The sequence below is a fragment of the Saccharothrix sp. NRRL B-16314 genome, from assembly GCF_000716595.1.
In the GTDB taxonomy this organism is placed as follows: domain Bacteria; phylum Actinomycetota; class Actinomycetes; order Mycobacteriales; family Pseudonocardiaceae; genus Actinosynnema.
Genome location: NZ_JNXC01000004.1, coordinates 161,309 through 181,766 on the forward strand (window position 1 = coordinate 161,309; position 20,458 = coordinate 181,766).

Here is a 20,458-nt window from a genome sequence, read left to right on the forward strand (position 1 = left end):
GCAGGCATGAAGGTCGTCGTCACGGGTGCCAGCGGCAACGTGGGAACGGCCCTGTGCCGGGTGCTGACCGACGCGGGTGACTCGGTGGTGGGCGTCGCGCGGCGGGTGCCACCGAATTCGCCCGGTTGGGTGACGTGCGATATCGGGGCACCGGCCGCCGAAGTGGTGTTGCGCAGGGCGTTCGAGGGCGCGGACGCGGTGGTGCACCTGGCGTGGGCGGTTCAGCCCGCGCCGGGTGAGCCGGACATGCGGCGCACCAACATCACCGGCAGCGCGCACGTGCTGCGTGCGGCGGAACGCGCGGGTGTGCCGCACGTCGTGGTGGCGTCGTCGATCGCCGCGTACACGCCGTCGTCGACGCCGGTGAACGAGGACTGGCCTCGCGGTGGCGTGCCGGGCAGCGCTTACAGCGCGCAGAAGGTCGAGTTGGAACGGATGCTGGAGGGGCGCGCGGGGGTGGCGGTGGTGCGGCCCAGCGCCGTCGTGCAGCCCGACGCGGGTGCGGAGATCGGCCGGTGGTCGCTGAGCCCGTTGATCCCGCCCCGGGTGCTGGGCAGGCGGTGGCTGCCGGTGCCGCTGTGGCCGGGGCTGCGGGCGCAGGTCGTGCACGCGGAGGACGTGGCGGGGGCGATCGTGGTGATCCTCCGGCGGCACGCGGTGGGTGCGTTCAACGTCGCCGCCGATCCGCCGTTGCGGGCACCCGAGTTCGCCCGCGCCTTCGGTGGTTTCCTGCTGCCGGTGCCGTTGGTGGTGCTGCGGGCGGTGGCCTGGCCGACGTGGCGGCTCGGGTTGCAGCCGGCGCACCCGGGGTGGTTGCGGTTGGCCGACCAGGTGTCCCTTGTGGACTGCGGTCGGCTGCGGGCGTTGGGCTGGGCGCCCGAGCACGCGCCGCAGGAGGCGCTTGAGTCGTTCGTGACGGCGGTCGCGGAGGGGCGTGGCACGTGGGGTCCGCTCGCGCCGCGGCGCAGGAGTTGGTGGCGCAGACTGGGCTTCGGTCGGCCGGTTCATCAGAGCCAGGGAGATGTTCGTTGAGCGATGTCGTGGACGCCGTGGTCATCGGGTCCGGTCCGAACGGGTTGGTGGCGGCGAACCTGCTCGCCGACGCGGGGTGGGACGTGCTGGTGCTGGAGGCCGCGGACGAGCCGGGCGGCGCGGTGCGGACGGCCGAGTTGACCGAGCCCGGGTTCCGGCACGACCTGTTCAGCGCGTTCTACCCGCTGGGCGCGGCGTCGCCGGTGATCACCGGGCTGGACCTGGAGCGGCACGGGCTGCGGTGGCGGCGGGCGCCGGACGTGCTGGCCCACGTGCTGCCGGACGACCGGGCCGTGGTGCTGTCGCAGGACCTGGACCGGACGGCGGCGTCGGTGGAGTCGTTCGGCGCGGGTGACGGCGACGCGTGGCGGGCGGAGTTCGACCGGTGGCGGCAGGTCCGGGGGCACCTGGTCGAGGCGCTGATGCGGCCGTTCCCGCCGGTTCGGGCGGGTGCCGCGCTGGCGGGGGTGCTGGGCGTCGGCGGCGGGCTGCGGTTGGCGCGGTCGTTCCTCCAGTCGGTGCGGTCGTTCGGCGACGAGCGGTTCTCGGGTGAGGGCGCGCCGTTGTTGTTCGCGGGCAACGCCATGCACACCGACCTGGGGCCGGACCAGGCGGGCGGCATGGCGTTCGGGTGGCTGCTGTCGATGCTCGGGCAGGACGTCGGGTTTCCCGTGCCCGAGGGCGGTGCGGGCGCGCTGACGGGCGCGATGGTGCGGCGGCTGGGTGGCGTCGTGCGGTGCGGGCGGCCGGTGACGCAGGTGATCGTGTCCGGTGGGCGCGCGTTGGGCGTGCGCGACGCGGACGGCGGGTTCGTGCGGGCGCGCAAGGCGGTGCTGGCGGACGTGCCCGCGCCGACGCTGTACCTGGGGCTGGTCGGGTCGGAGCACCTGCCGCCCCGGCTCGTGGCGGACCTGGGGAAGTTCGAGTGGGACGACGCGACGGTCAAGGTGGACTGGGCGCTGGACGGTCCCATCCCGTGGACCGCGGTCGGCGCGCGGGGCGCCGGCACCGTGCACCTGGGCGGTGATTTCAACGGTTTGGCGTTCACCACCACCGAGATCGCGTGCGGGCAGGTGCCGAGCACGCCGTTCGTGATCATGGGTCAGATGACGACGACCGATCCGACCCGGTCGCCCGCGGGCACGGAGACGGCGTGGGCCTACACGCACGTGCCGCGCGGTGAGCGGTGGTCGGCGGACCAGCTCCAGCGGCGGGCGGACCAGGTCGAGGAGCTGGTCGAGCGGCACGCGCCGGGCTTCCGCGACCTCGTCCGGGCCCGCATCGTGCACGGCCCGGCGGACCTGGAGACGCGCAACCACAGCCTGATCGGCGGATCGATCAACTCCGGCACGGCCTCGATCCACCAGCAGTTGATCTTCCGCCCGGTGCCCGGTCTCGGCCGGAGCGACACCCCGGTGGACCGCCTGTTCCTCGCCGGCGCCTCCGCGCACCCCGGCGGCGGCGTGCACGGCGCCCCTGGCGCGAACGCGGCCCGCGCCGCCCTGGCCCGCAACGGCCTGGCCGGCGACGCCTACCGCCTGCTCATCCGCTCCCTGTCCCGCCGGTTCCACTAGCTCCGGCGGCCGACCGGGTCAACCGGCCCACTTGCCCAACCCGCCGTTCGGGCCCTTGCGGACGGCGAGGTCGGCCAGGCGGCGGAGGGATTCGCGGTTGCGCGGGGTCAGGTAGAACGACTGGACCTGCGTCGGGAGGAGGGCGGTCGGTCCCTTCACGGCCTCCTCCAGCATGGTGATCTCGGCGCCGTCGTGGCGTTCGGCGAGTTCCAGCCGGATGCGGGCGGCGCCGAGCGGCCACAGGCGCGCCTCCAGCTCCAGCATCCGCGGCGGGTCGACGTCCAGCACCGTGGTCACGTCCTGCACGGCCAGGGGCCACCCGCCGACGCTGTGGTGGATGCGGGTGCCCGTGCCGGGCCACCCCGGGTCGACCTCGCGGATGTGCGCGGCGCCCACCACCCAACCCGCGTAGGACCACCCGTCGGCCAGCACCGCGAACACCCGTTCCACGGACGCCGGCACGTTCATGCGCACCTCGATCATGCCCACCCGGATTCCCCCGGCGGACAGGGGGAAACTACTTGGCGCGCGTGCCCTTCAGCTTCACCAGATCGGATTCGAACAGGTTGGCGACCACGGCCAACCCGCCGGGCGTGGCCGGGTCCGGCCGGGCGACGTACGACTTCGTCGTGGACGGCCGACCCACCAGCGAGAACCGCAGGTCACCGGTGAGGGCGTTCGTCGCGACCTCGTTGGTGTCCTGGAACGCGCGCAGCACACCGTCGCGGGTCAGGTCCCGTGCGGCGCACGCCTTCTCCAGGATCGCCGCGAACGCCATGCCCACCACGTACCCGTGGTCGACGGAGCCGGTCGGCGTCAGGTCCGGGTGCTTGCGGGTGAACGCCTCCGCGACCGCGCGCGGCCCCGGCAGGTCGGTCCAGAACGGCGCGATCGGCGACACCACCTGCACCCGCTGGACCACGGCCGCCGCCGCGGGCGATTCGAGGATCCTGGGGTCGTAGCCGGCCACGCTGACCAGGAACGGCGTGTCCCAGCCCAGCTGCTCGGCGGTCGCCACCGCGGTCGCGGTCTGCTGCGGTGACGTGCTCAGGACGACCGCCTTCGCGCCCGCCGCGCGGAGTTCGGCGATCCGTGCGGACACGTCGGCGGTCTCCGACACGGCCTTCGGGATGAGCCGCATGCCCCACTTCTCGGCGGCGAACGCGCTGCCTTCGACGGCGTTGTTGCCGTAGTCGCTGTCGACGTGGACGTGCCCGATGGTGTCGCCGTCGTTGATCAGCCCGGTCCGCTTGAAGTGGTCCAGCCCGTTGATCACGTCGAGGTCGTAGGTGGTGCCGACGATGACCATGTGCGGGTTGCCCAGCAGGGTCGCCGACCACGACGCGGGCGCGGCGATGGCCCGGGTCTGCATCAGGTCCGGCTCGATGGCCGCGGTCATCGGCGCGCCGGTGACGTCCATGAACCCGAGCACCTCGGGTTCGAGCTCGAAGTACTTCTCCAGCGCACGGTTGACGTCGTAGCCATGGTCGGCCTGCTTCAGCTCGACCTTGCGCCCGCAGATGCCGCCGCGTTCGTTGAGCTCGCTCAGGAACAGCTCGTAGCCCTTGATCCTGATGAGGGAGGTGGCCGAGAACGGGCCGGTCATGTCGGTCAGCACACCGAGCGAGATGGAGTCCGCGGTGACGCCCGGACCGGTCTTGACCGGCCGCTCGTCCTCGGCCGCGCAGCCGGACGCGCCGACCAGGGCGAGCACGGCACAGCCGACGACGAAGTTGCGCACGACAAGACTCCTACCCTCAGGTTACCGATGGGTAAGGAGTATTGACAGAAGTCGTCCACATCGCCTAACGATGTGACATACCGCACGGTCGGTGAACTTTTCGGGCGTCGATCCGTACCCGTCGTCCACCGTGAAAGCCGCGAGGAGCCGGGGAGTCCCCGTCAGTCCTCGCGGCACCACGCCTGACCGGCACGCACACCTACAGGTAAGAGCGCTGTCCCCACGGCATGGCCGCGGCGAGCTGCGCACGCCTGCCGATGTCGAGCTTCCGGTAGATGCGGGTGATGTGGAGTTCGACGGCCCGGGTGGAAACCGAGAAGTGCTCGGCTATCTGCCGGTTCGTCATCCCCTCCAACATCATCAGCGCAATCCGGTGCTCGTGCGGCGTCAGCGGCTCACGCGAACGCGCTTCCGCGGTCTGCCCGTCGCGCGGCCGGACGATGCCCGGCACACGCTCACCTTCGGGCACACCCAGCAGCACGTGCCACTGACGGATCCGCACCTCGGCGATCGACTGCGATCGCACGTACGGGTCACCGCGCACCAGGTCCCGGGCAGCGGCGTCGTCCGATACCTGCACGATCAGCAGCACGCCGGAACCGTCGGCCCAGGGGCCGGTTCCGACGAGCACACCCTGCTCGGCGAGCGGACGCCAATATTCCCGGTGTGCGAGATGAATGGATCTCCGCACCTGGCGCGCATCACGAAATGTCAACTCAACGGCGAAAGCCACTGGACTGATCCCCATTTCATTCCGCGGCCGGACTTTCGCCGCATACTCAACTGGGGCGTTTATACACTGTCAAGTGGGTGACCTCACAACAGGGATATGGGAATCCAATGACCCCTATAGCTGCTTTTCAAACCAGTGGTCCGCATAGCGGTCGTCATTGAACGGCGTGACCTCGCGGTAGCCGTGCCTGGCGTACAACGCGCGGGCTTCGACCAGGTCAGAGCGGGTGTCCAGGCGGATCACCCGAGCGCCAAATGAGACAGCGGCACGTTCCACCGCGGACAGCAGCGCCGCTCCCCCGCCCGTGCCCCGGACAGCCGGGTCGACGAACATTCTCTTCAGTTCCGCACTTTCGGGACCGACCATGCGGAACCCGACGCATCCTCGCACGACGCCGTCGCGGCGGGCCACCAGGAACCGCGCAAGATCGTCGGTCGGGTCGTCCGCGATCGCCTGGTCCACCTCCTCCGACGTGGCCGGACGGCCGTAGTACCGGGTGATGATGTCGGCCAGGTAGGTTCGGATCACCGCTACGGCGAGTGCGCTGTCAACCGGCTCCGGCTGAACGGTCCAAGAAGTCACTGACGGATTTTCACCCGCATTGGGCCATTTGGACACCTGTTTTTCCGCATTGCGGACGCGTGTAAAGTCACCGCCCGTGGCAGCGCAACAGGTCCGCGTGGAGCGGGACGCGGCAGGGCTGGCGGTGCTCACCGTCGACGCTCCCCCGCTGAACCTCTACACCGCCGAGCTCCAGGAGCTGCTGGAGGCCGCGGTCGAGGACCTGGCGGAACGACCCGCGCGGGCCTTGCTGATCCGCTTCGAGGGCAAGGTCGTCAGCGGCGGTGTCGACGTACGGCTGTTCGCCGAGCAGCGCACGTCCGCGCAGGCGAAGGCGCTGTTCGACCGGATGCTGGAGCTGCCGGACCGGGTGGCCGCGCTGCCGTTCCCGACCGTGTTCGCCGCGCACGGGCTGTGCCTGACGTGGGCGTTCGAGGTGGCGGTGGCGTGCGACCTCGTGCTGGCCGCCGAACGGGCGAAGTTCGGCCTGGTGGAGAAGGTCGTCGGGCTGACGCCGACCATGGGCGGCACGCAGCGGCTGGCCGCGCGCGCCGGCGTGGGCCGGGCCAAGGAGTTCGTGCTGACCGGCGACCTCTACGACGCGGCCACGCTGGAGCGGTGGGGCGTGGTCAACCGGGTGCTGCCGGACGAGGGCTTCGACGACGCCGCGCTGGAGTTCACGCTCGCGCTGGCGACCGGGCCGACGCTGGCGCACGCGGCGACCAAGCGGGTGCTGGCGCACTTCGAGAGCGGCGGCGTGGCCGAGGCGAACGAGCACGTCACGACGATCGCGGCCGAGCTGTTCGACACCGACGACCTGCGCGGCGCGGTGCGGTCGTTCCTCGCCGACGGGCCTGGCAAGGCGACGTTCAGCGGCCGTTAGCGCGGGTCGTAGACGGACGAGCCGTACCAGGCCAGGGCGGAGCGCAGCTCGACCACGTCGCGGTCGCGGCGCTTGCGGTAGCGCTCGTGGGAGATCGGGTAGACGCGCAGGCCGCCCTTGTGCTTGGTGAAGCTGCCGCGGCCCAGCGATTCGGGGGTCTTGGCGGCGCTGACCAGCCACACCACGAGCCACGGTCGGGCGTGGTGCGACTCCACCTTGACGCGGGAGATCGCGTACCACGGCAGGCGACGCGACTCGCTGCCGTTGGACAGCGTGACGCCGTCCGGGCCGACGTCCACCGTGAGCGGCGAGCGGGCCACGCCGATCAGCAGCCGGACCGCCGCGAGCGCGAACAGCACGAACCCGATGAACGCGGCCAGCCGCACCGCGTCGGGCGCGCCGGCGTTCTTGTCCGCGATGGCGGCGGTGACGAGCGCGGCGGCCAGGTTCGCGCAGGCCCAGCTCGCGCCCACCACGCGGGAGGTCTTGAACCGGACGCCGGTGGGCCGGACCTCCTTGTGCTCCGGGTCGATCCGGACGGGCGCGGGCACCGGCGTGACGAGCGTCGGCGGCTTGGGCGGCGGGTCGTCCACCATGACCCTGGTCGGCGGCTTGGCGGGCAGGTTGCCCAGCTCGGTGTGCCGCTGCTCGACCACGGTGCGGATGCGCGCGGGCAGCCAGGACGGCTCGGCCGACGGCGGGCCGATCAGCTCCAGCAGCCGGGCGGGCGTCGGGCGGTGCGCCGGCTCCCGGACCAGGCACGGGACGATCAGCGGCACCAGGCTCGGCGGCACGTTCGACAGGTCCGGCTCCTGGTGCACCACGCGGTAGACCAGCGCGGACGTGGCGCCCTCGCCGAACGGTCCGCCGCCGGTCGCGGCGTAGACCAGGACCGAGCCGAGCGCGAACACGTCGCTCTGGGTGGTGATCTTCTGGCCGACGACCTGCTCCGGCGACAGGTAGCCGGGCGTGCCGAAGACGATGCCCGCTTCGGTCAGCGCGGAGTGCTCCAGGGCGCGGGCGATGCCGAAGTCGATCACCCGCGGGCCGTCGTCGGCCAGCAGGACGTTGGACGGCTTGAGGTCGCGGTGCACCAACCCCGCGCCGTGGATCGCGACCAGCGCTTCGGCCAGGCCGGCGGCGAGGCGGCGCACGGCGCGTTCGGGCAGCGGGCCGTGGTCGAGCACGGCCTGGTGGAGGCTCAGGCCGGCGATGTACTCGGTGGCCATCCACGGGCGCTCGGCGTCCGGGTCGGCGTCGACCACGGTGGCGGTCCAGAACCCGCCGACCGCCCGCGCCATCTCGACCTCGCGGCGGAAGCGCTCGCGGAACTCCGGGTTGTCGGCCAGCTCGGGCCGCGCGACCTTGACCGCGATCGGCCGCCCGCCGCGTGAACGGGCCAGGTAGACCGAGCCCATCGCGCCGCGTCCGAGCGCGGCGAGCAGCGTGTAGTCGCCGATCCGCGACGGGGCGTTCGGGGGCAGTGGCTGCACACCACCCACCCTAGATGCGCCGGCGGTCCGGTTCGGCCAAGACGGTGAGGTTCGTGAGACCGAGGAGGTCCCGGCTTCGGGCTTGCCACGAGTGTGCCTCGACGGACGCGCGCAGGGCGGCGGCCGGGAGCAGGGGACCTGTGGCGAGCGTCTCGCGGACGGCGTCGACGAACGCGGTCGGCGTGCGGGCGGCGCGGACGCGGTCGGTGTAGCCGGCCAGCTCGGCGAAGTCGGTGCTGACGACCGGGAGGCCCAGCGCCAGGTACTCCTTCAGCTTGATCGGGTTGGACCGCTTGATCCAGTCGTTGTCCTGCCACGGCATGATCGCCACGTCGAACGCCGACCCGTAGGCCGGGATCGAGCTGTACTGGCGGAAGCCCAGCCAGTGCACGTTCGGGTACTTGGCGAAGCGCTCCATCGGGTGCGTGGCGTCGCCGATCAGCACCAGCGAGGCCTGCGGCAGCTCAGCGGCGACTCGTTCCAGCAGGTCGAAGTCGACCACGAAGTCGTCCAGCGCGCCGAAGAAGCCGATCCGGGGGCCGGTGATCGACCGCACGTCGTCCGGCCACTGGTCCGGGGGCCGGACGACGAAGTGGTCGATGTCGACGCCGTGGTCGAGGAAGTGGGCGCGGGCGCCGGTGCGGGGCAGCTCCTCGTCCATCAACGCGTGGCTGACGTACACGACGTGGTCCGCGTGGGCCAGCAGCCGGTTCTCCAACGCCTCGATCGACGCGCGGTCTGCCTCCGGGAAGTCGGAGTGCCGGTCGGAGCGGTTGAACACCAGGCGGTGCCGGCGCATCGGGGCCACCACGTCCCACGCGGTCGGGATCGTCACCATGATCACCGGGTTGCGCAGGCCGAGGAACCGCGCCACCAGCCGGACCTGGCCGCGGACCAGCACGGCGTTGACCTTGCGCAGGAACGGCGAGCCGTAGAACGGCAGCGGCAGCGGGGACATCACGTAGAACTCCGGCATCGGCCTGCGCACGAACTTGGCGACGCTGCGCAGCTTCCGCAGGATGCGCCGGGACACGTGCGTGCTGTTGCCCCGGGTCGGCATCCGCATGCCGATGCTGTTGACCACCAGCACCCTGCGGTGCGCCGCCATGGCCCGCATCAGCTGGAAGTCCGAGTGCGCCCGGTTGTGGTACCACCAGTCCTGCGCGGAGAAGCACACCCAGCCCGGTTCGGGCTCCTGCCCCGGACGGGCCGGCCACCGACGCCAGCGCACCAGGTCGCCGACGGCCTTGCGGTGCTTGGCGCCGCGCGGCGCGCGCAGCAGCTCGTTGAGCAGCACCGCCAGCCACATCACGAACGCGGCCGGCCGGCCCTTGTGCTCGCGGACCAGCCGCACCCGGTTCGTGGTGGCCATCGACCACAGCACCGGCGACGTCGACTGCTCGCCACCGAAGTGCACGGCCCGCGCCCGCGGCTCGTAGCGGACGGCGTACCCGCGCTTGCCCGCGCGCAGCATGTACTCGGTCTCCTCCGAGTACAGGAAGTAGCGCTCCTCCAGCACACCCGTCGCCTCGCGCGCCTCGCGGGAGATCAGCCACGCCGCACCGGTCGCCCAGGCCGCGGTCCCCGCCGTCTCGTACCGGATGGGGTCGACCACCAACTCGCCCAGCGCCTCGACCCGACCGGCGCGCGTGCCGCCCAGGACCGCTTCGCCCAACGCGCGCAACGGGTTCGGCGCGCGTCGCAACGACGGCTGGGGCGCGCCGTCGACACCGGCCAGGCGCGGCACCGCGATACCCGTGCCGGGCATCACCAACGCCGCGCGCAGCAACGTGATCGCTTCCGGGTGCAGCCGGACGTCCGGGTTGAGCACCAGCACGTCGCAGTCCGGCGCGGCGGCGAACCCCGCGTTCACGCCGGCCGCGAAGCCGTCGTTGGCGGTCCGCGCCACGATCTGCGCGTCGGGCGCGACCCGGGCCACGATGGCGAGCGTGTCGTCGGCGGAAGCGTTGTCCACCACCACGATCCGACCGTCCGGAACGGACCGGAGCGCGACCGCCACCGACTTCAGGCAGTCCTCGACGACCTCGGCGCTGTGGTAGGTCACGACGACCACGGCGAGCGGCACCGCTACTCCCCTGCCTGGTGGCCGAGCCGGGTGCGCAGCGCGCCCCCGAGCAGGCGGAACGCGAACGGCAGGTCGTCGCGCAGGTAGCGCTTGGCCAGCCGGCGCGGTTCGAGCACGAGGCGGTGCAGCCACTCCGCGCCCAGGTTCTGCACCACTCCCGGCGCACGCCGGAACTCGCCCGCGGCCATCGGGATGCCCGCGCCGCAACCGAGGAACCAGGCGCGCGGCAGTTCCGCCTTGAGCAACCGGATCAGGCGTTCCTGCTTGGGGAAGCCCAGGCCGACCAGCACCAGGTCCGGTTCGGCCGCCACCGCCTTGGCCACGGCCGCCGCGGTGAGATCCGCGGACGTGTCGAACCCGAACGGCGGCGAGTCCGTGCCCGCGATCCGCAGCCCGGGGTACCGGGCGCGCAACACCTCGGCGGCCTTCTCCGGCACGCCGGGCTCACCGCCGAGCAGGTAGACCGAGCGGCCCTCGCGCGCGGCGGCACCGGCCAGCGTGAACACCAGCGACGCGCCGGTGACCCGTTCCGGCACCCGCACGCCCGCGAGCCGCCCCGCCCACACGACCGGCATGCCGTCGGCCACCACCATCTCGGACTCGGCGACCAGCGCGGCCAGCTCGGGGCGACGGGTCGCGGCGCGCACGATGTCCACGTTGGCCGTGACGATCGCGCCGCCCGCCGACCGACGCCACGCTTCGGCGACGTGGTCGGCGACGCCGGCTTCGCTCACGGCCCACACGTCGACGGCGCCCACTCGGACGCGGGCCTGCGAGATGTCCGGCATACCCGCGTCATCGGGTTCGGGGTGGTCCCCGTTACGACCTTGCCCGGCGGCGGTAACGGTTACCCGGCGTGACCGATATCGGGGGCATGTACGTCGCGTCCGTCCGGCCCGGCGAGCGGGTCAGGGGCAAGGTTCCCGGCACGGTGGTGGCACTGGGCGCGGTGAGCCTGCTGACCGACGTCTCGGCCGAGATGATCACCGCGTTCATGCCGGTCTACCTGCTCGTCACGCTCAACATGGGTTACGCCCAGTTCGGCGTGCTGGACGGTCTGTACACGGGTGCGACGGCGGTGCTTCGGCTCGTCGGCGGGCACGTCTCGGACCGCACGCACCGGCACAAGGCGGTCGCCGCGGTCGGTTACGGGCTGTCGGCGGTGACCAAGCTCATCTTCCCGGTGGTGGGCGCGTCGGCGTTCGGCATCGGCGCGACCCTCGCCGTCGACCGCGCGGGCAAGGGTTTGCGGACCGCGCCGCGGGACGCGTTGATCTCCCTGGCGACGCCGCCGGACCGGTTGGGCGCGGCGTTCGGGCTGCACCGGACGATGGACGCGGTGGGCGCGCTGCTCGGGCCGCTGGTGACGTTCCTGCTGCTGTACGGGATCGGCACGGTCGCCGGGCCGGTGTTCGTGGTCAGCGCGTGCTTCGCGGTGGTGGGGCTGATCGTGCTGGTGGCGTTCGTGCGGGAGAACCCGCGGCCGGTTCCCGCCGGACCTCGTCCGTCGCTTCGCGCGGGGTTCGCGTTGCTGCGGGACGCCGGGTACCGCAGGGTGGCGGTGGCGGCGGCCTTGCTGGGGCTGGCGACGTTGTCCGACGCCTTCGTGTTCATCCTGGTGCAGAAGGCGACCGACGTGCCGCTGCACCTGCTGCCGTTGCTGCCGTTGGGCACGGCGTTGGTCTTCCTGCCGGCCGCGACACCCGTGGGACGGCTCGCCGACCGGATCGGCCGGTGGCCGGTGTTCCTCGGCGGGCACGCGCTGCTGCTGGCCGTGTACGTGCTGCTGCTCGTGCCCGGCACCGGGTATGTCGGGGTCGGTGTGGCGCTGTTGTCGCACGGTCTCTTCTACGCCGCGACGGACGGCGTGCTGTCCGCTCGGGTGAGCGCGCTGGTGCCGGAATCGCTGCGCGCGTCCGGTCTCGCGGTGGTGCAGACGGGGCAGGCGCTGGCCCGGCTCGTGTCGTCCGTGGTGTTCGGCCTCCTGCTCCAGTTCGCCGCCTTCGGCACGGCCGTGTACGCGGCGATCGCCGCCCTGGTGGTAGCGGTGGCGATCGCCTGGCGCCTCAACGCGCGCCGTTAGACCGCGCTGTCCCGGTCTCGGGCATCGGTCAGAGCAGGCCGATTCGGCCGTGCGCCACGGAACGACCGTGGGTCAGGTCGCCCGCGTAGCTCGCCGTGTAGCCCAGGAGGAGGGTCGAGACGCCCACCAGCAACGGCACGTTCGCGTCGCACTGCGCCTTGCCCACGGAGTTCGTGATGGCGGTGCAGAGCGGGTGGCCCTTGACGGTGCGGAACGTGATCGGCTTGCCGGCCACCGGGCGGCCGGTGTGCGACTCGGTCAGGGTCGCGTCCAGGCCGCGCACGGTGAAGCCCAGCAGGCGCAACTGGAGCTGCGCGTACCCGGCGACCAGCTTGGTGGGCGCGGCCGGGACGTGGTGGATCGCGAGGCCCACCGGGTGCACGCCCACCGGCACCGAACCGACCACGGCCAGCGTCGCGGTGTCCACAATGGACAGCGTGCCGCTGTTGTAGTTCGTCACGTAGGCCGTCGAGCCGTCCGGGGTCAGCGCCACGCTGATCGGCCTGCTGCCGACGGGGATCTGCGCCACCGTCGTCAACGCGGCGATGTCCACCACGGACAGGCTGTGCCCCTCGCTGTTGGTGACGTACGCCCGCGCGCCGTCCGGCGAGATCGCCACGCCGTGCGGGATGAAGCTCACCGGGACCCGACCGATCACGGTGTCGGACGCGGTGTCGACCACGGCCACGTCGTTGGAGAACTTGTTCACCACCAGCAGCTTCGCGCCGTCCGGCGTCACCGCCACGGCGGTCGGGGTGTTGCCCGTGGGGATGTCGCCGACCTCGGTGTTCGTCGCCGTGTCGATCACGGACACCGTGCCCGCGCCGACCACGTCGTGCGCCACGTACAGGCGCTTGCCGTTCGGCGTGATCGCGATGCCGTCGGCGTTGGCGCCGACGGGGATCGTCTCGGTCGTGGTCAACGTCGCCGCGTCGACCACCGACACCGTGCCCGCCCGGTAGTTCGACACGTACACGTGCCCACCGGACGGCGAGACGACGACTCCGGCCGGCCCGTCACCGACCGGCACCGCCGCGTCCACGGTGTTGGTCGGCGTGTCGATGACCGTGAGCGTGTTGTCACGGATGTTCGTGATGTAGCCCCGCGTGCCGTCGAAGGCGACACCGACGCCGTACGGCGAGTCGCCGCCGGAGTCCACCAACGTGTTCGTGACCGTGTTCGTGGCGGTGTCGAGCACCGACACCCCGCCGCCGTTGTTCGCGACGTAGCCGAGCACCCGGACCGGGCCTTCGGCGATCGCCGTCCCGGACGGCACGAGCAGCAGCGCCGCCCCCACCGCTGCCGCGCCACACAACGCGCTCACCTTGCGGATCTGTCCGAGCACTGTCGGCCTCCGTCGCTGGATGGGGTCCCCTGCGCCAATCGCAGTGCGGGGCGGTGCCGTTAGCCGATCAGAAGCGGTACACGTGAACCTGGTACGGACCGAAGTCGTCGACGATCTTCCCGGCCACGATCGGCACGGTCCGGTCCTCGTCCACCACGGTCGCCGTGCCCGAGGACACCGGCACGTCCACCGTCACCCGGGCCGCGAGGCTGCGCGGGTGGTCCTTGGTGCCGTCGGTCTGCGCCACCACCCACCCCGCGCCGCCGACCTGCTTGTGCAGCACGGACACCGGGATGCCGTTGTCGCTCGCCGCCGCCAGACCCGGCGCGTTGGGCGCGTTGAGCACCGGCGCGAGCGACTTCAGCCGCGCGTTGACGGCGGTCACCCTGGCGGTGATATCAGGGCGCGTCAGCACGCTGGAGTACTCGCCCTTGCCGTCGGCGTAGAAGCTGTGCGCGAAGTAGTTGATGCCGGTGGCGCCGTGCAGGATCGTGTTCCACACCGCGGATTCGAGCTGGTCCGGGTCGATGGTCTCGCCGCGGTCGTGCGGGTGCCCGGTCTCCACGAACCCGTACAGCGGCTTGTCGGGGCCGCACCACTTGCGCATGGTGTCGATGACCTGCCCGTAGCTGTACGCGCCGACCGTGTGGTTGCGGTCGGGGTGCGTCCAACCGTAGTAGTCGGCCGACGCGATGTCCGCGGCCGAGCAGTACGTCCGCATGTCCTCTTCGTAGGACTTCTCGATGTAGCCGTAACCGATCTCTCCGGTCGGCGTGCCCATCCACGGGCTGAAGTTGAGATACGTCGGCCGGGTCGGGTCCTTGGCGCGCACCGCTTCGGCCGCCTTCAGGATCGCCGAGGGCTGCATCTCGGGGTGGAACTTGTCGGCGTAGGCCTTGTTCATGTCCGGCTCGTCGGCGATCAGGTAGCCCACGTAGTTGCGGGCGTGCGCGGTGTCCGCGAGCACCGTGTCGACGCGCGTCCCGTCCACGTACACGCGCCAGTCGGTCTGGTGGAGGCCTTCCTGGCGGAGGTACCACCACTCGTCCTCCCACAGCCCGATGCCGGTGTCGATGCCGATCTCCGGGTAGGCCCGGCCGAGCTTCTCGCCGTTCTCGATCCCGGACGGGTCCTGCATCCAGACGGTGATCGGGAACACGTTCGGGTCGCCGGTGGGGTTCGGGCCGTTGGCCCACTTCCTGTAGTAGTCGACGGACGGCCCGGCGGTCACCGCCCGCGGCTCTGGTTCAGGCCGCGCCGCTTCAGCCGTGCACGACGTCACGGCGACGAGCACGAGTACCGCGAGCACCACGCGCGCACGGGCCATGGTCCTGCTCCTGTTCACCTCGGCGTCCGGACGCGCCCACGCGCGGCCAACACCTGTTTCGCCTTCTCGAAGCCGGTCGGGCCGAGCAGCCGCTGCGCCGCGGTCTTGGCCAGGAACCGCGCGCCGTCCCGCGCCACCCGCAGCGGGTGCCCGACGAACCGGTCCCGGGCCAGCACCCGGCCGGCGGGCGCCGGCACGTCGTCCAGCGCGGCGCCGAACAGCGGCCGGTACGGCGCGGGCGCGACCAGCCTGCCGCGCGTGCGGTTGCTCACGTTCCCGCCGTGCACGACCTGCAACCAGCCGGGCGAGCCGCCGAGCGACACCACCTCGGCGTGCCGGTGCAGCCGGTTGTGCCAGTCCGCCCAGCACGTCACCGGCGCGTCCCAGCTCTCCCGCATCGACGCGAACGCGTTGTCCCGGTCGTGGTGGGCGAACAGCCCTTCTGGGCTCTTGACCAGCCCGTTCGCCAGGTAGAGGGCGGTCCGGCGGCCGGTGGTGCGCTCGGCTTGGAGCCGCGCGACGAAGTCCGCCGCCAGGCCGTCGTCGTTGTCGAGGTTGGTGGTGATCAGCTCGTCGGCCCTGGTCGGGAACAGCTCCGAGATGTCCTCGACCAGCTCTTCCCGGCCGACCTGCGTGCGGAACACCGCGGTGTACGCGTCGCCGTGCGCCTCGATGCGGTCCTTGAGCCACTGCGGGCTCTCGGGGTCGAAGTAGATGAGCCACCGGAAGTTCGAGGTGGTCTGCGCCGCCACCGAGGGCAGGCAGTACCGCTCGAACAGCCCGACGCGCTCGGTCAGCCAGCCGTCACGCGCCCGCACGACGCTCTCCGCGCCGACGGACGGCAGGTTGAAGCGCGTCAGCACGACGTGGTCCATGGAGCCCCTTCCCTCGTGTCCCGTACATCGGGATCGGCGGCCCGCCGTTAACGATCCGGGGTCGGGCACGATGTGTAGGGCGTGACTGATCCTGCGGCACGACCGACGGTCGACGTCGTCATCCCCTGTTACAACTACGCCCGGTTCCTCCGCGCGTGCGTTCGGAGCGTGCTCGACCAGCCCGGCGTCGACGTGCGGGTGCTGATCATCGACGACACGTCGAGCGACGAGACGCCCGAGGTGATGGCCGAACTGACGGCCGACCCGCGGGTCGAGGGCCGCCGGCACGAGGTCAACCAGGGTCACATCGCCACCTACAACGAGGGCCTGCTGGAGTGGGCGAAGGCCGACTACACGGTGCTGCTGTCCGCGGACGACCTGTTGGCGCCCGGATCGCTGGCCCGTGCCGCCGAGGTGTTCGAGGCCAACCCGGGCGTCGGCATGGTGTACGGCCGGGTCGTCTACTACTCCGACCACGACGACCTGCCGTCCGTGATGACGCCGCCTTCGGGCCGCACCGTCTGGTCCGGTGTGGACTGGATCGAGGCGCGCTGCCGCACCGGGCAGAACGTCCTGTCGTCGCCCGAAGCCGTCGTGCGCACGTCGGTGCAGCAGCGGGTCGGCGGCTACCGGCCGGACCTGCCGCACGCGGGCGACCTGGAGATGTGGATGCGCATCGCCGCGGTGTCCGACATCGGCTACGTGCGCGGCAAACCCGCCGCGTACTACCGGGTCCACCAGCAGAGCATGATGCGCACGCAGTTCTCGTCGCTGTTCGCCGACCTGGAGCAGCGGCAGGCCGTGTTCGAGCGGTTCTTCGCCGAGCACCCGGACCTGCCGGCGGGGTTGCGCGCGCTGGCCGACCGGTCGATCGCCAAGGACGCGTTGTGGCGGGCGGTGCGCGCCTACGACCGCGACAAGCTGGACGAGATCCCGGTGGACGAGTTGGTGGCGTTCGCGCGGCGGGTGTGCGCCGACACCGAGCGGCTGCCCGAGTACCGGGCGCTGCGACGGCGGCGCGCGTTGGGGCCGCGGTGGTGCAGCCGGACGCAGGTGTTCGTCGGCAGTCACCTGGTCAAGCGCGGCACGGGCCTGGTGTCCAAGCAGGTCTGGAAGTGGCGCGGCCAGTGACCGCACCCGCAGGCCTGGAGCGCAAGGTCGCCTCGGCCATCCGGTGGAGCGCCGTCAACAGCCTGGTGCAGCGGCTGAGCCAGGTGGGTGTGGGCGTCCTGCTCGCCCGGCTCATCGCCCCCGAGCAGTTCGGCGTGTTCGCGGTCGCGCTGGTGGTGCTCAACATCGTGATGAGCATCAGCGAGATGGGAGTCAGCGTCGCGCTCGTGCGGACCGACAAGCCGGTCGCCTTGCTGGCGCCGACGGTGACGACGTTGTCCATCGCGTCCGGTTGCCTGCTGGCGGCCGTGTGCGTGTTGGGCGCGCCGTGGTTCGCCTCGGCGATGGACACGCCGCAGGCCACCGGCGTGATCCAGCTGATGTCGCTGTCGCTGGTGGTCGCGGGGGTGTCGGCGGTGCCCGGCGCGCTGTTGCAGCGGGAGTTCCGGCAGGACCACAAGTTCGTCGCGGACACGTCGGCGTTCGTCGTCGGCACGGCGGTCGTGGTGGTGCTGGCGCTGCTGGGGTTCGGCGCGTGGAGCCTGGCGTGGTCGCGGATCGCGACGAACCTGGTGGCGGCCGTGGTCATGTTCGCCTACACCTCGCAGCGCTACCGGCCGGGGTTCGACGCGGTGCAGGCACGGGGGCTGCTCGCGTTCGGGCTGCCGCTGGCCGGGGCGAGCCTGCTGGTGTTCGGGGTGCTGAACGTCGACTACATCATCGTCGGCAGCATGTTGGGGACGGTGCCGCTCGGGTTCTACCTGCTCGCGTTCAACCTGGCGAACTGGCCGGTGGGTGCTTTCTCGCAGCCGGTGCGCAGCGTGTCACTGGCAGCGTTTTCGCAGGTCAGAGACGACCCGGAGCTGTTCGCGCGAGCGTTCGCGCGTGCGTTGCGGCTGCTCGCGCTGGCGACCGTGCCCGCCTGTGTGCTGCTGGCGGCGTTGGCGGACCCGCTGGTGCGGACGGTCTACGGCGAACGGTGGGCTCCGGCCGCGCAGGCGTTGGCGTTGCTGGTGCTGCTGGGCGCGCTGCGGGTGGCGTTGGAGCTGGGGTACGACTACCTGGCCAGCGCGGGGCGGTCGCGGGCCATCCTGGTGATCCACCTCGTGTGGATGGTGGCTCTCGTGCCGTTGCTGGCGCTGGGCGCGCACCTGGACGGGATCCGGGGCGTGGCGGCGGCGCAGAGCGTGGTGGTGCTCCTGGTCGTCGTGCCCGCGTACCTGGTGGCTTTCCGCCCGTACGGGGTGCGGGCGCGGGTGCTGGGGGCCGCTGTCGCACGGCCGGCGTTCGGTGGCCTGGTGATGGTCGTGGTGGCTGTGGGCGTGCAGTGGTTGATCGAGGGTGCTTTGTGGCGGCTGCTGGTCGGCGGCACGTCGGCGTGCCTGGCGTATGCGGTCGTCGTGTTCCCCTTGCGCCAAGAGGTGCTGGGGCTGCTGCGTCGAAGGGTCAGCGCGTGAGGGTCGTCCGGCAGTTGCAGCGGCGCGCGCACCAGGTCTCGCGCATCGTGCGCGCGCAGGGTGTCCGGCAACTCGGGGCTCGTGCGCTGGGCAGCGCGGCGCGGCGGTTCGGGGCGGACGCCGAGGTGTTCCCGGTGCGCCTTGAGGACGTGCGTGCCGCGGACATCGGTGTCCGGCGGGCGGTCGTCGTGCCACCTGTCGCGGCGGACGGTCGGTTGACGGTGAACTGGGTGAGCACGCCGCCGTCACCCGGGTCGGGTGGGCACACCACGATGTTCCGGCTGATCTCGCACCTGGAATCGTTGGGGCACACGTGCCGGTTGTACTTGTACGACGTGTACGGGAGCCGTGCGGTGGACCACGAGCCGGTGATCCGGTCCGCGTTCCCGGGGTTCCGCGGGTCTGTGCACGACGTGTCGGACGGCATGGCCGACGCGCACGCGGTGTTCGCCACCGCCTGGATGACGGCCTACCCGGTGTTCAACGACCCGTGCGCGGGCAGGCGGTTCTACCTCGTGCAGGACTACGAGCCGTGGTTCTTCCCGGTGGGCGGGCTGTCGGCGTTGGCGGAGAACACGTACCGGATGGGGTTCCACGGGTTCACCGCGGGCCGTTTCCTGGCGGAGAAGGTGCGGGCCGAGGCGGGCATGCCGGCCGACTTCTTCGAGTTCGGCTGCGACGCCGACCGCTACCACCTGCGACCCGGCGTCACCCGGGACGGCGTGGTGTTCTACGCGCGTCGGCTGGCGCCGCGGCGGGCGATCGAGATCGGCTTGCTGGCGTTGGACATCTTCGCCGAGCGGCACCCGGACATCGCGATCCACACCTATGGCGAGAAGATCGGGACCCTGGGTCCGCGGCACGTCGACCACGGTCTCGTGACGCCCGACCAGCTGAACGAGATCTACAACCGCTGCTACGCGGGCCTCACGTTGTCGATGACCAACGTGTCGCTCGTGCCGCACGAGATGCTGGCGGCGGGCTGCCTGCCGGTGGTGAACGACGCACCGCACAACCGCGTCGTGCTGGACAACGACCACGTCCGCTACGCCCCCGCCACGCCGCACGACCTGGCCCGCGCGCTGTCCGATGTGGTCACCACGCCCGATTTCGGCACCACCGCCTCGGCCGCCTCCTCGTCCGTGTCCAGCCGCTCCTGGGACGCCGCCGGCGACGAACTCGAGAAAGTCCTGCTCCGCGAACTCCACCTCTGACGCGGTCAGCCGGGGGACGGGGAGGTGGCGTCCGGGATCAGGAGGGTGGCGGGGGCCGAGCCGTCGGCGTCCACCAGGTGGACGGCGGCCCGTTCGGCGTCACGGGGGACGGCGGCGAAGGCGATGCGGTCGTCGCCCAGCCAGGTGGCCTGGTCGTCGATGCCCGCAGTGCCGGGGAGGCGGCGTTCCACGCCGGTGGCCAGGTCCAGGACGGCCAGGTCCCACGGACCCAGCCGGCCGACGCGCTTCTTGTACGCGACCTCGGTGCCGTCCGGTGAGAGCGACGGGCACTCGGCGTCACGGCGCAACGACCGCACGCGACGGTCGATCAGGTCGCCCTCCACCAGCCACGTGTAGCCGCCCGACGCGAGGGTGGCGTAGAACGTGCGGTCGTCCGCGCCCACCGTCAAACCCCAGTAGTTCACGTCCTGGGCATGCAGGGGCTTGCCCTCGACGTCGGCGGCGAAGCCCTCCAGCGACTCGACGACCTCACCGGTGGTCGAGTCGAAGAACCCGGTGCGCGTGGAGAAGCCGCCCGGCACGGCGTACGAATCGCCGCTCACGAAGGACGTCCACGACACGACCCGCCCGGACGCCGACACCTTGGCACGGCTGGGGATGCCCGGCAGCGGCACGCTCCGCACCACGGCGCCGTCACGCGACACCTCTGCCGCGTACGTCGGCCCCGGTCCCGCGAGCCTCAGGCACACCGTGGTGCCGCCGGCCCGGTAGAACCGCTGGCACGACTGCTCCGTGGCGCTGCGCGTCGCCGGGTCGGCCAGGCTCAGCTGCTCGACCCGCGACCGGCCGTCGGCCAGCTCCACGTACATCAGGTCACCCCTGGCCGTGGCCCCCGCGACCACCGGGCGGTCCTCGCGGACGACCGTCGTCACGTAGACCGCGCCGGCCACGACGACCAGTACGATGGCGGTGACGGCAAGCAC

Annotated in this window: 18 protein-coding genes; 7 read left to right on the forward strand and 11 right to left on the reverse strand. The window is 71.8% G+C overall.

Annotation, left to right across the window (positions count from 1 at the left end):
- Positions 1-6: 6 nt before the first annotated feature.
- On the forward strand, positions 7-1,032 hold the full coding sequence (locus tag OQ02_RS10605) for an NAD-dependent epimerase/dehydratase family protein (RefSeq protein WP_033438160.1): 1,026 nt from the start codon (positions 7-9) through the stop codon (positions 1,030-1,032).
- Positions 1,029-2,606, forward strand: a complete 1,578-nt coding sequence (locus OQ02_RS10610; protein WP_081915512.1) for a phytoene desaturase family protein — start codon at positions 1,029-1,031, stop codon at positions 2,604-2,606. The genes OQ02_RS10605 and OQ02_RS10610 overlap by 4 nt, the downstream gene beginning before the upstream one ends.
- Positions 2,607-2,624: 18 nt before the next feature.
- Here the strand turns inward: OQ02_RS10610 and OQ02_RS10615 are convergent, their stop codons facing one another.
- The 4 genes from OQ02_RS10615 to OQ02_RS10630 form a co-directional block, all read right to left on the reverse strand.
- Complete coding sequence (locus OQ02_RS10615) at positions 2,625-3,089, reverse strand: SRPBCC family protein (protein WP_033438268.1); 465 nt, start codon at positions 3,087-3,089, stop codon at positions 2,625-2,627.
- Between the two features lie 34 nt (positions 3,090-3,123).
- Positions 3,124-4,347 carry an ABC transporter substrate-binding protein gene (locus OQ02_RS10620; RefSeq protein WP_051772134.1) on the reverse strand — a complete coding sequence of 408 codons (1,224 nt, stop codon included), beginning with the start codon at positions 4,345-4,347 and terminating at the stop codon, positions 3,124-3,126.
- A 199-nt stretch (positions 4,348-4,546) separates the two neighbouring features.
- On the reverse strand, positions 4,547-5,080 hold the full coding sequence (locus OQ02_RS10625) for a LuxR C-terminal-related transcriptional regulator (RefSeq protein WP_231499954.1): 534 nt from the start codon (positions 5,078-5,080) through the stop codon (positions 4,547-4,549).
- A gap of 114 nt (positions 5,081-5,194) precedes the next feature.
- Entirely contained in the window at positions 5,195-5,662 is a 468-nt protein-coding gene (locus tag OQ02_RS10630) for a GNAT family N-acetyltransferase (RefSeq protein WP_033438163.1), read from the reverse strand.
- Positions 5,663-5,738: 76 nt separating this feature from the next.
- Here OQ02_RS10630 and OQ02_RS10635 point away from each other — a divergent pair, with 76 nt between their 5' ends.
- Positions 5,739-6,524, forward strand: a complete 786-nt coding sequence (locus OQ02_RS10635) for an enoyl-CoA hydratase/isomerase family protein (RefSeq protein ID WP_033438164.1) — start codon at positions 5,739-5,741, stop codon at positions 6,522-6,524.
- Here OQ02_RS10635 and OQ02_RS10640 read toward each other — a convergent pair.
- Genes OQ02_RS10640 through OQ02_RS10650 form a run of 3 tightly spaced genes read right to left on the reverse strand, consistent with a single transcriptional unit; the run spans position 6,521 to position 10,891 of the window.
- Positions 6,521-8,017: a serine/threonine-protein kinase gene (locus OQ02_RS10640; RefSeq protein WP_033438270.1), complete on the reverse strand. Its 1,497-nt coding sequence runs from the start codon at positions 8,015-8,017 to the stop codon at positions 6,521-6,523. The genes OQ02_RS10635 and OQ02_RS10640 overlap by 4 nt on opposite strands.
- A 10-nt stretch (positions 8,018-8,027) precedes the next feature.
- Positions 8,028-10,103: a glycosyltransferase gene (locus tag OQ02_RS10645; protein ID WP_033438165.1), complete on the reverse strand. Its 2,076-nt coding sequence runs from the start codon at positions 10,101-10,103 to the stop codon at positions 8,028-8,030.
- Between the two features lie 2 nt (positions 10,104-10,105).
- Positions 10,106-10,891, reverse strand: coding sequence for a WecB/TagA/CpsF family glycosyltransferase (locus OQ02_RS10650; protein ID WP_033438166.1), 786 nt, complete (start codon positions 10,889-10,891; stop codon positions 10,106-10,108).
- An 86-nt stretch (positions 10,892-10,977) separates the two neighbouring features.
- On the opposite strand from OQ02_RS10650, the gene OQ02_RS10655 reads away from it, so the two are divergent.
- On the forward strand, positions 10,978-12,186 hold the full coding sequence (locus OQ02_RS10655) for an MFS transporter (protein WP_033438167.1): 1,209 nt from the start codon (positions 10,978-10,980) through the stop codon (positions 12,184-12,186).
- A gap of 28 nt (positions 12,187-12,214) precedes the next feature.
- Here the strand turns inward: OQ02_RS10655 and OQ02_RS10660 are convergent, their stop codons facing one another.
- The 3 genes from OQ02_RS10660 to OQ02_RS10670 all read right to left on the reverse strand — a co-directional run bounded on the left by OQ02_RS10660 (position 12,215) and on the right by OQ02_RS10670 (position 15,733).
- The gene (locus OQ02_RS10660; protein ID WP_033438168.1) at positions 12,215-13,531 is read right to left on the reverse strand and encodes a cytochrome D1 domain-containing protein; all 1,317 of its coding nucleotides are present in this window, start codon (positions 13,529-13,531) and stop codon (positions 12,215-12,217) included.
- A 67-nt stretch (positions 13,532-13,598) separates the two neighbouring features.
- Complete coding sequence (locus OQ02_RS10665) at positions 13,599-14,858, reverse strand: hypothetical protein (RefSeq protein ID WP_033438169.1); 1,260 nt, start codon at positions 14,856-14,858, stop codon at positions 13,599-13,601.
- 14 nt (positions 14,859-14,872) lie between these two features.
- The gene (locus OQ02_RS10670; protein ID WP_033438170.1) at positions 14,873-15,733 is read right to left on the reverse strand and encodes a glycosyltransferase; all 861 of its coding nucleotides are present in this window, start codon (positions 15,731-15,733) and stop codon (positions 14,873-14,875) included.
- Positions 15,734-15,814: 81 nt separating this feature from the next.
- Here OQ02_RS10670 and OQ02_RS10675 point away from each other — a divergent pair, with 81 nt between their 5' ends.
- The 3 genes from OQ02_RS10675 to OQ02_RS10685 are packed head-to-tail and all read left to right on the forward strand — an operon-like array spanning position 15,815 to position 19,514.
- Entirely contained in the window at positions 15,815-16,864 is a 1,050-nt protein-coding gene (locus tag OQ02_RS10675; protein WP_033438171.1) for a glycosyltransferase, read from the forward strand.
- Positions 16,861-18,300, forward strand: coding sequence for a lipopolysaccharide biosynthesis protein (locus OQ02_RS46640; RefSeq protein WP_269321602.1), 1,440 nt, complete (start codon positions 16,861-16,863; stop codon positions 18,298-18,300). The genes OQ02_RS10675 and OQ02_RS46640 overlap by 4 nt, the downstream gene beginning before the upstream one ends.
- A complete protein-coding gene (locus OQ02_RS10685; RefSeq protein ID WP_033438172.1) occupies positions 18,297-19,514 on the forward strand; it encodes a rhamnosyltransferase WsaF family glycosyltransferase in 1,218 nt (405 codons plus the stop codon). The genes OQ02_RS46640 and OQ02_RS10685 overlap by 4 nt, the downstream gene beginning before the upstream one ends.
- 5 nt (positions 19,515-19,519) lie before the next feature.
- Here the strand turns inward: OQ02_RS10685 and OQ02_RS10690 are convergent, their stop codons facing one another.
- Positions 19,520-20,458: a TolB family protein gene (locus OQ02_RS10690; protein ID WP_231499956.1), complete on the reverse strand. Its 939-nt coding sequence runs from the start codon at positions 20,456-20,458 to the stop codon at positions 19,520-19,522.

Bases quoted from the DNA above. Each gene is read 5' to 3' on its own strand.
- OQ02_RS10605 (WP_033438160.1), top strand. From the start codon at position 7: ATGAAGGTCGTCGTCACGGGTGCCAGCGGCAACGTGGGAACGGCCCTG.
- OQ02_RS10615 (WP_033438268.1), bottom strand. From the start codon at position 3,089: ATGATCGAGGTGCGCATGAACGTGCCGGCGTCCGTGGAACGGGTGTTC.
- OQ02_RS10650 (WP_033438166.1), bottom strand. From the start codon at position 10,891: ATGCCGGACATCTCGCAGGCCCGCGTCCGAGTGGGCGCCGTCGACGTG.
- OQ02_RS10655 (WP_033438167.1), top strand. From the start codon at position 10,978: ATGTACGTCGCGTCCGTCCGGCCCGGCGAGCGGGTCAGGGGCAAGGTT.
- OQ02_RS10665 (WP_033438169.1), bottom strand. From the start codon at position 14,858: ATGGCCCGTGCGCGCGTGGTGCTCGCGGTACTCGTGCTCGTCGCCGTG.
- OQ02_RS10670 (WP_033438170.1), bottom strand. From the start codon at position 15,733: ATGGACCACGTCGTGCTGACGCGCTTCAACCTGCCGTCCGTCGGCGCG.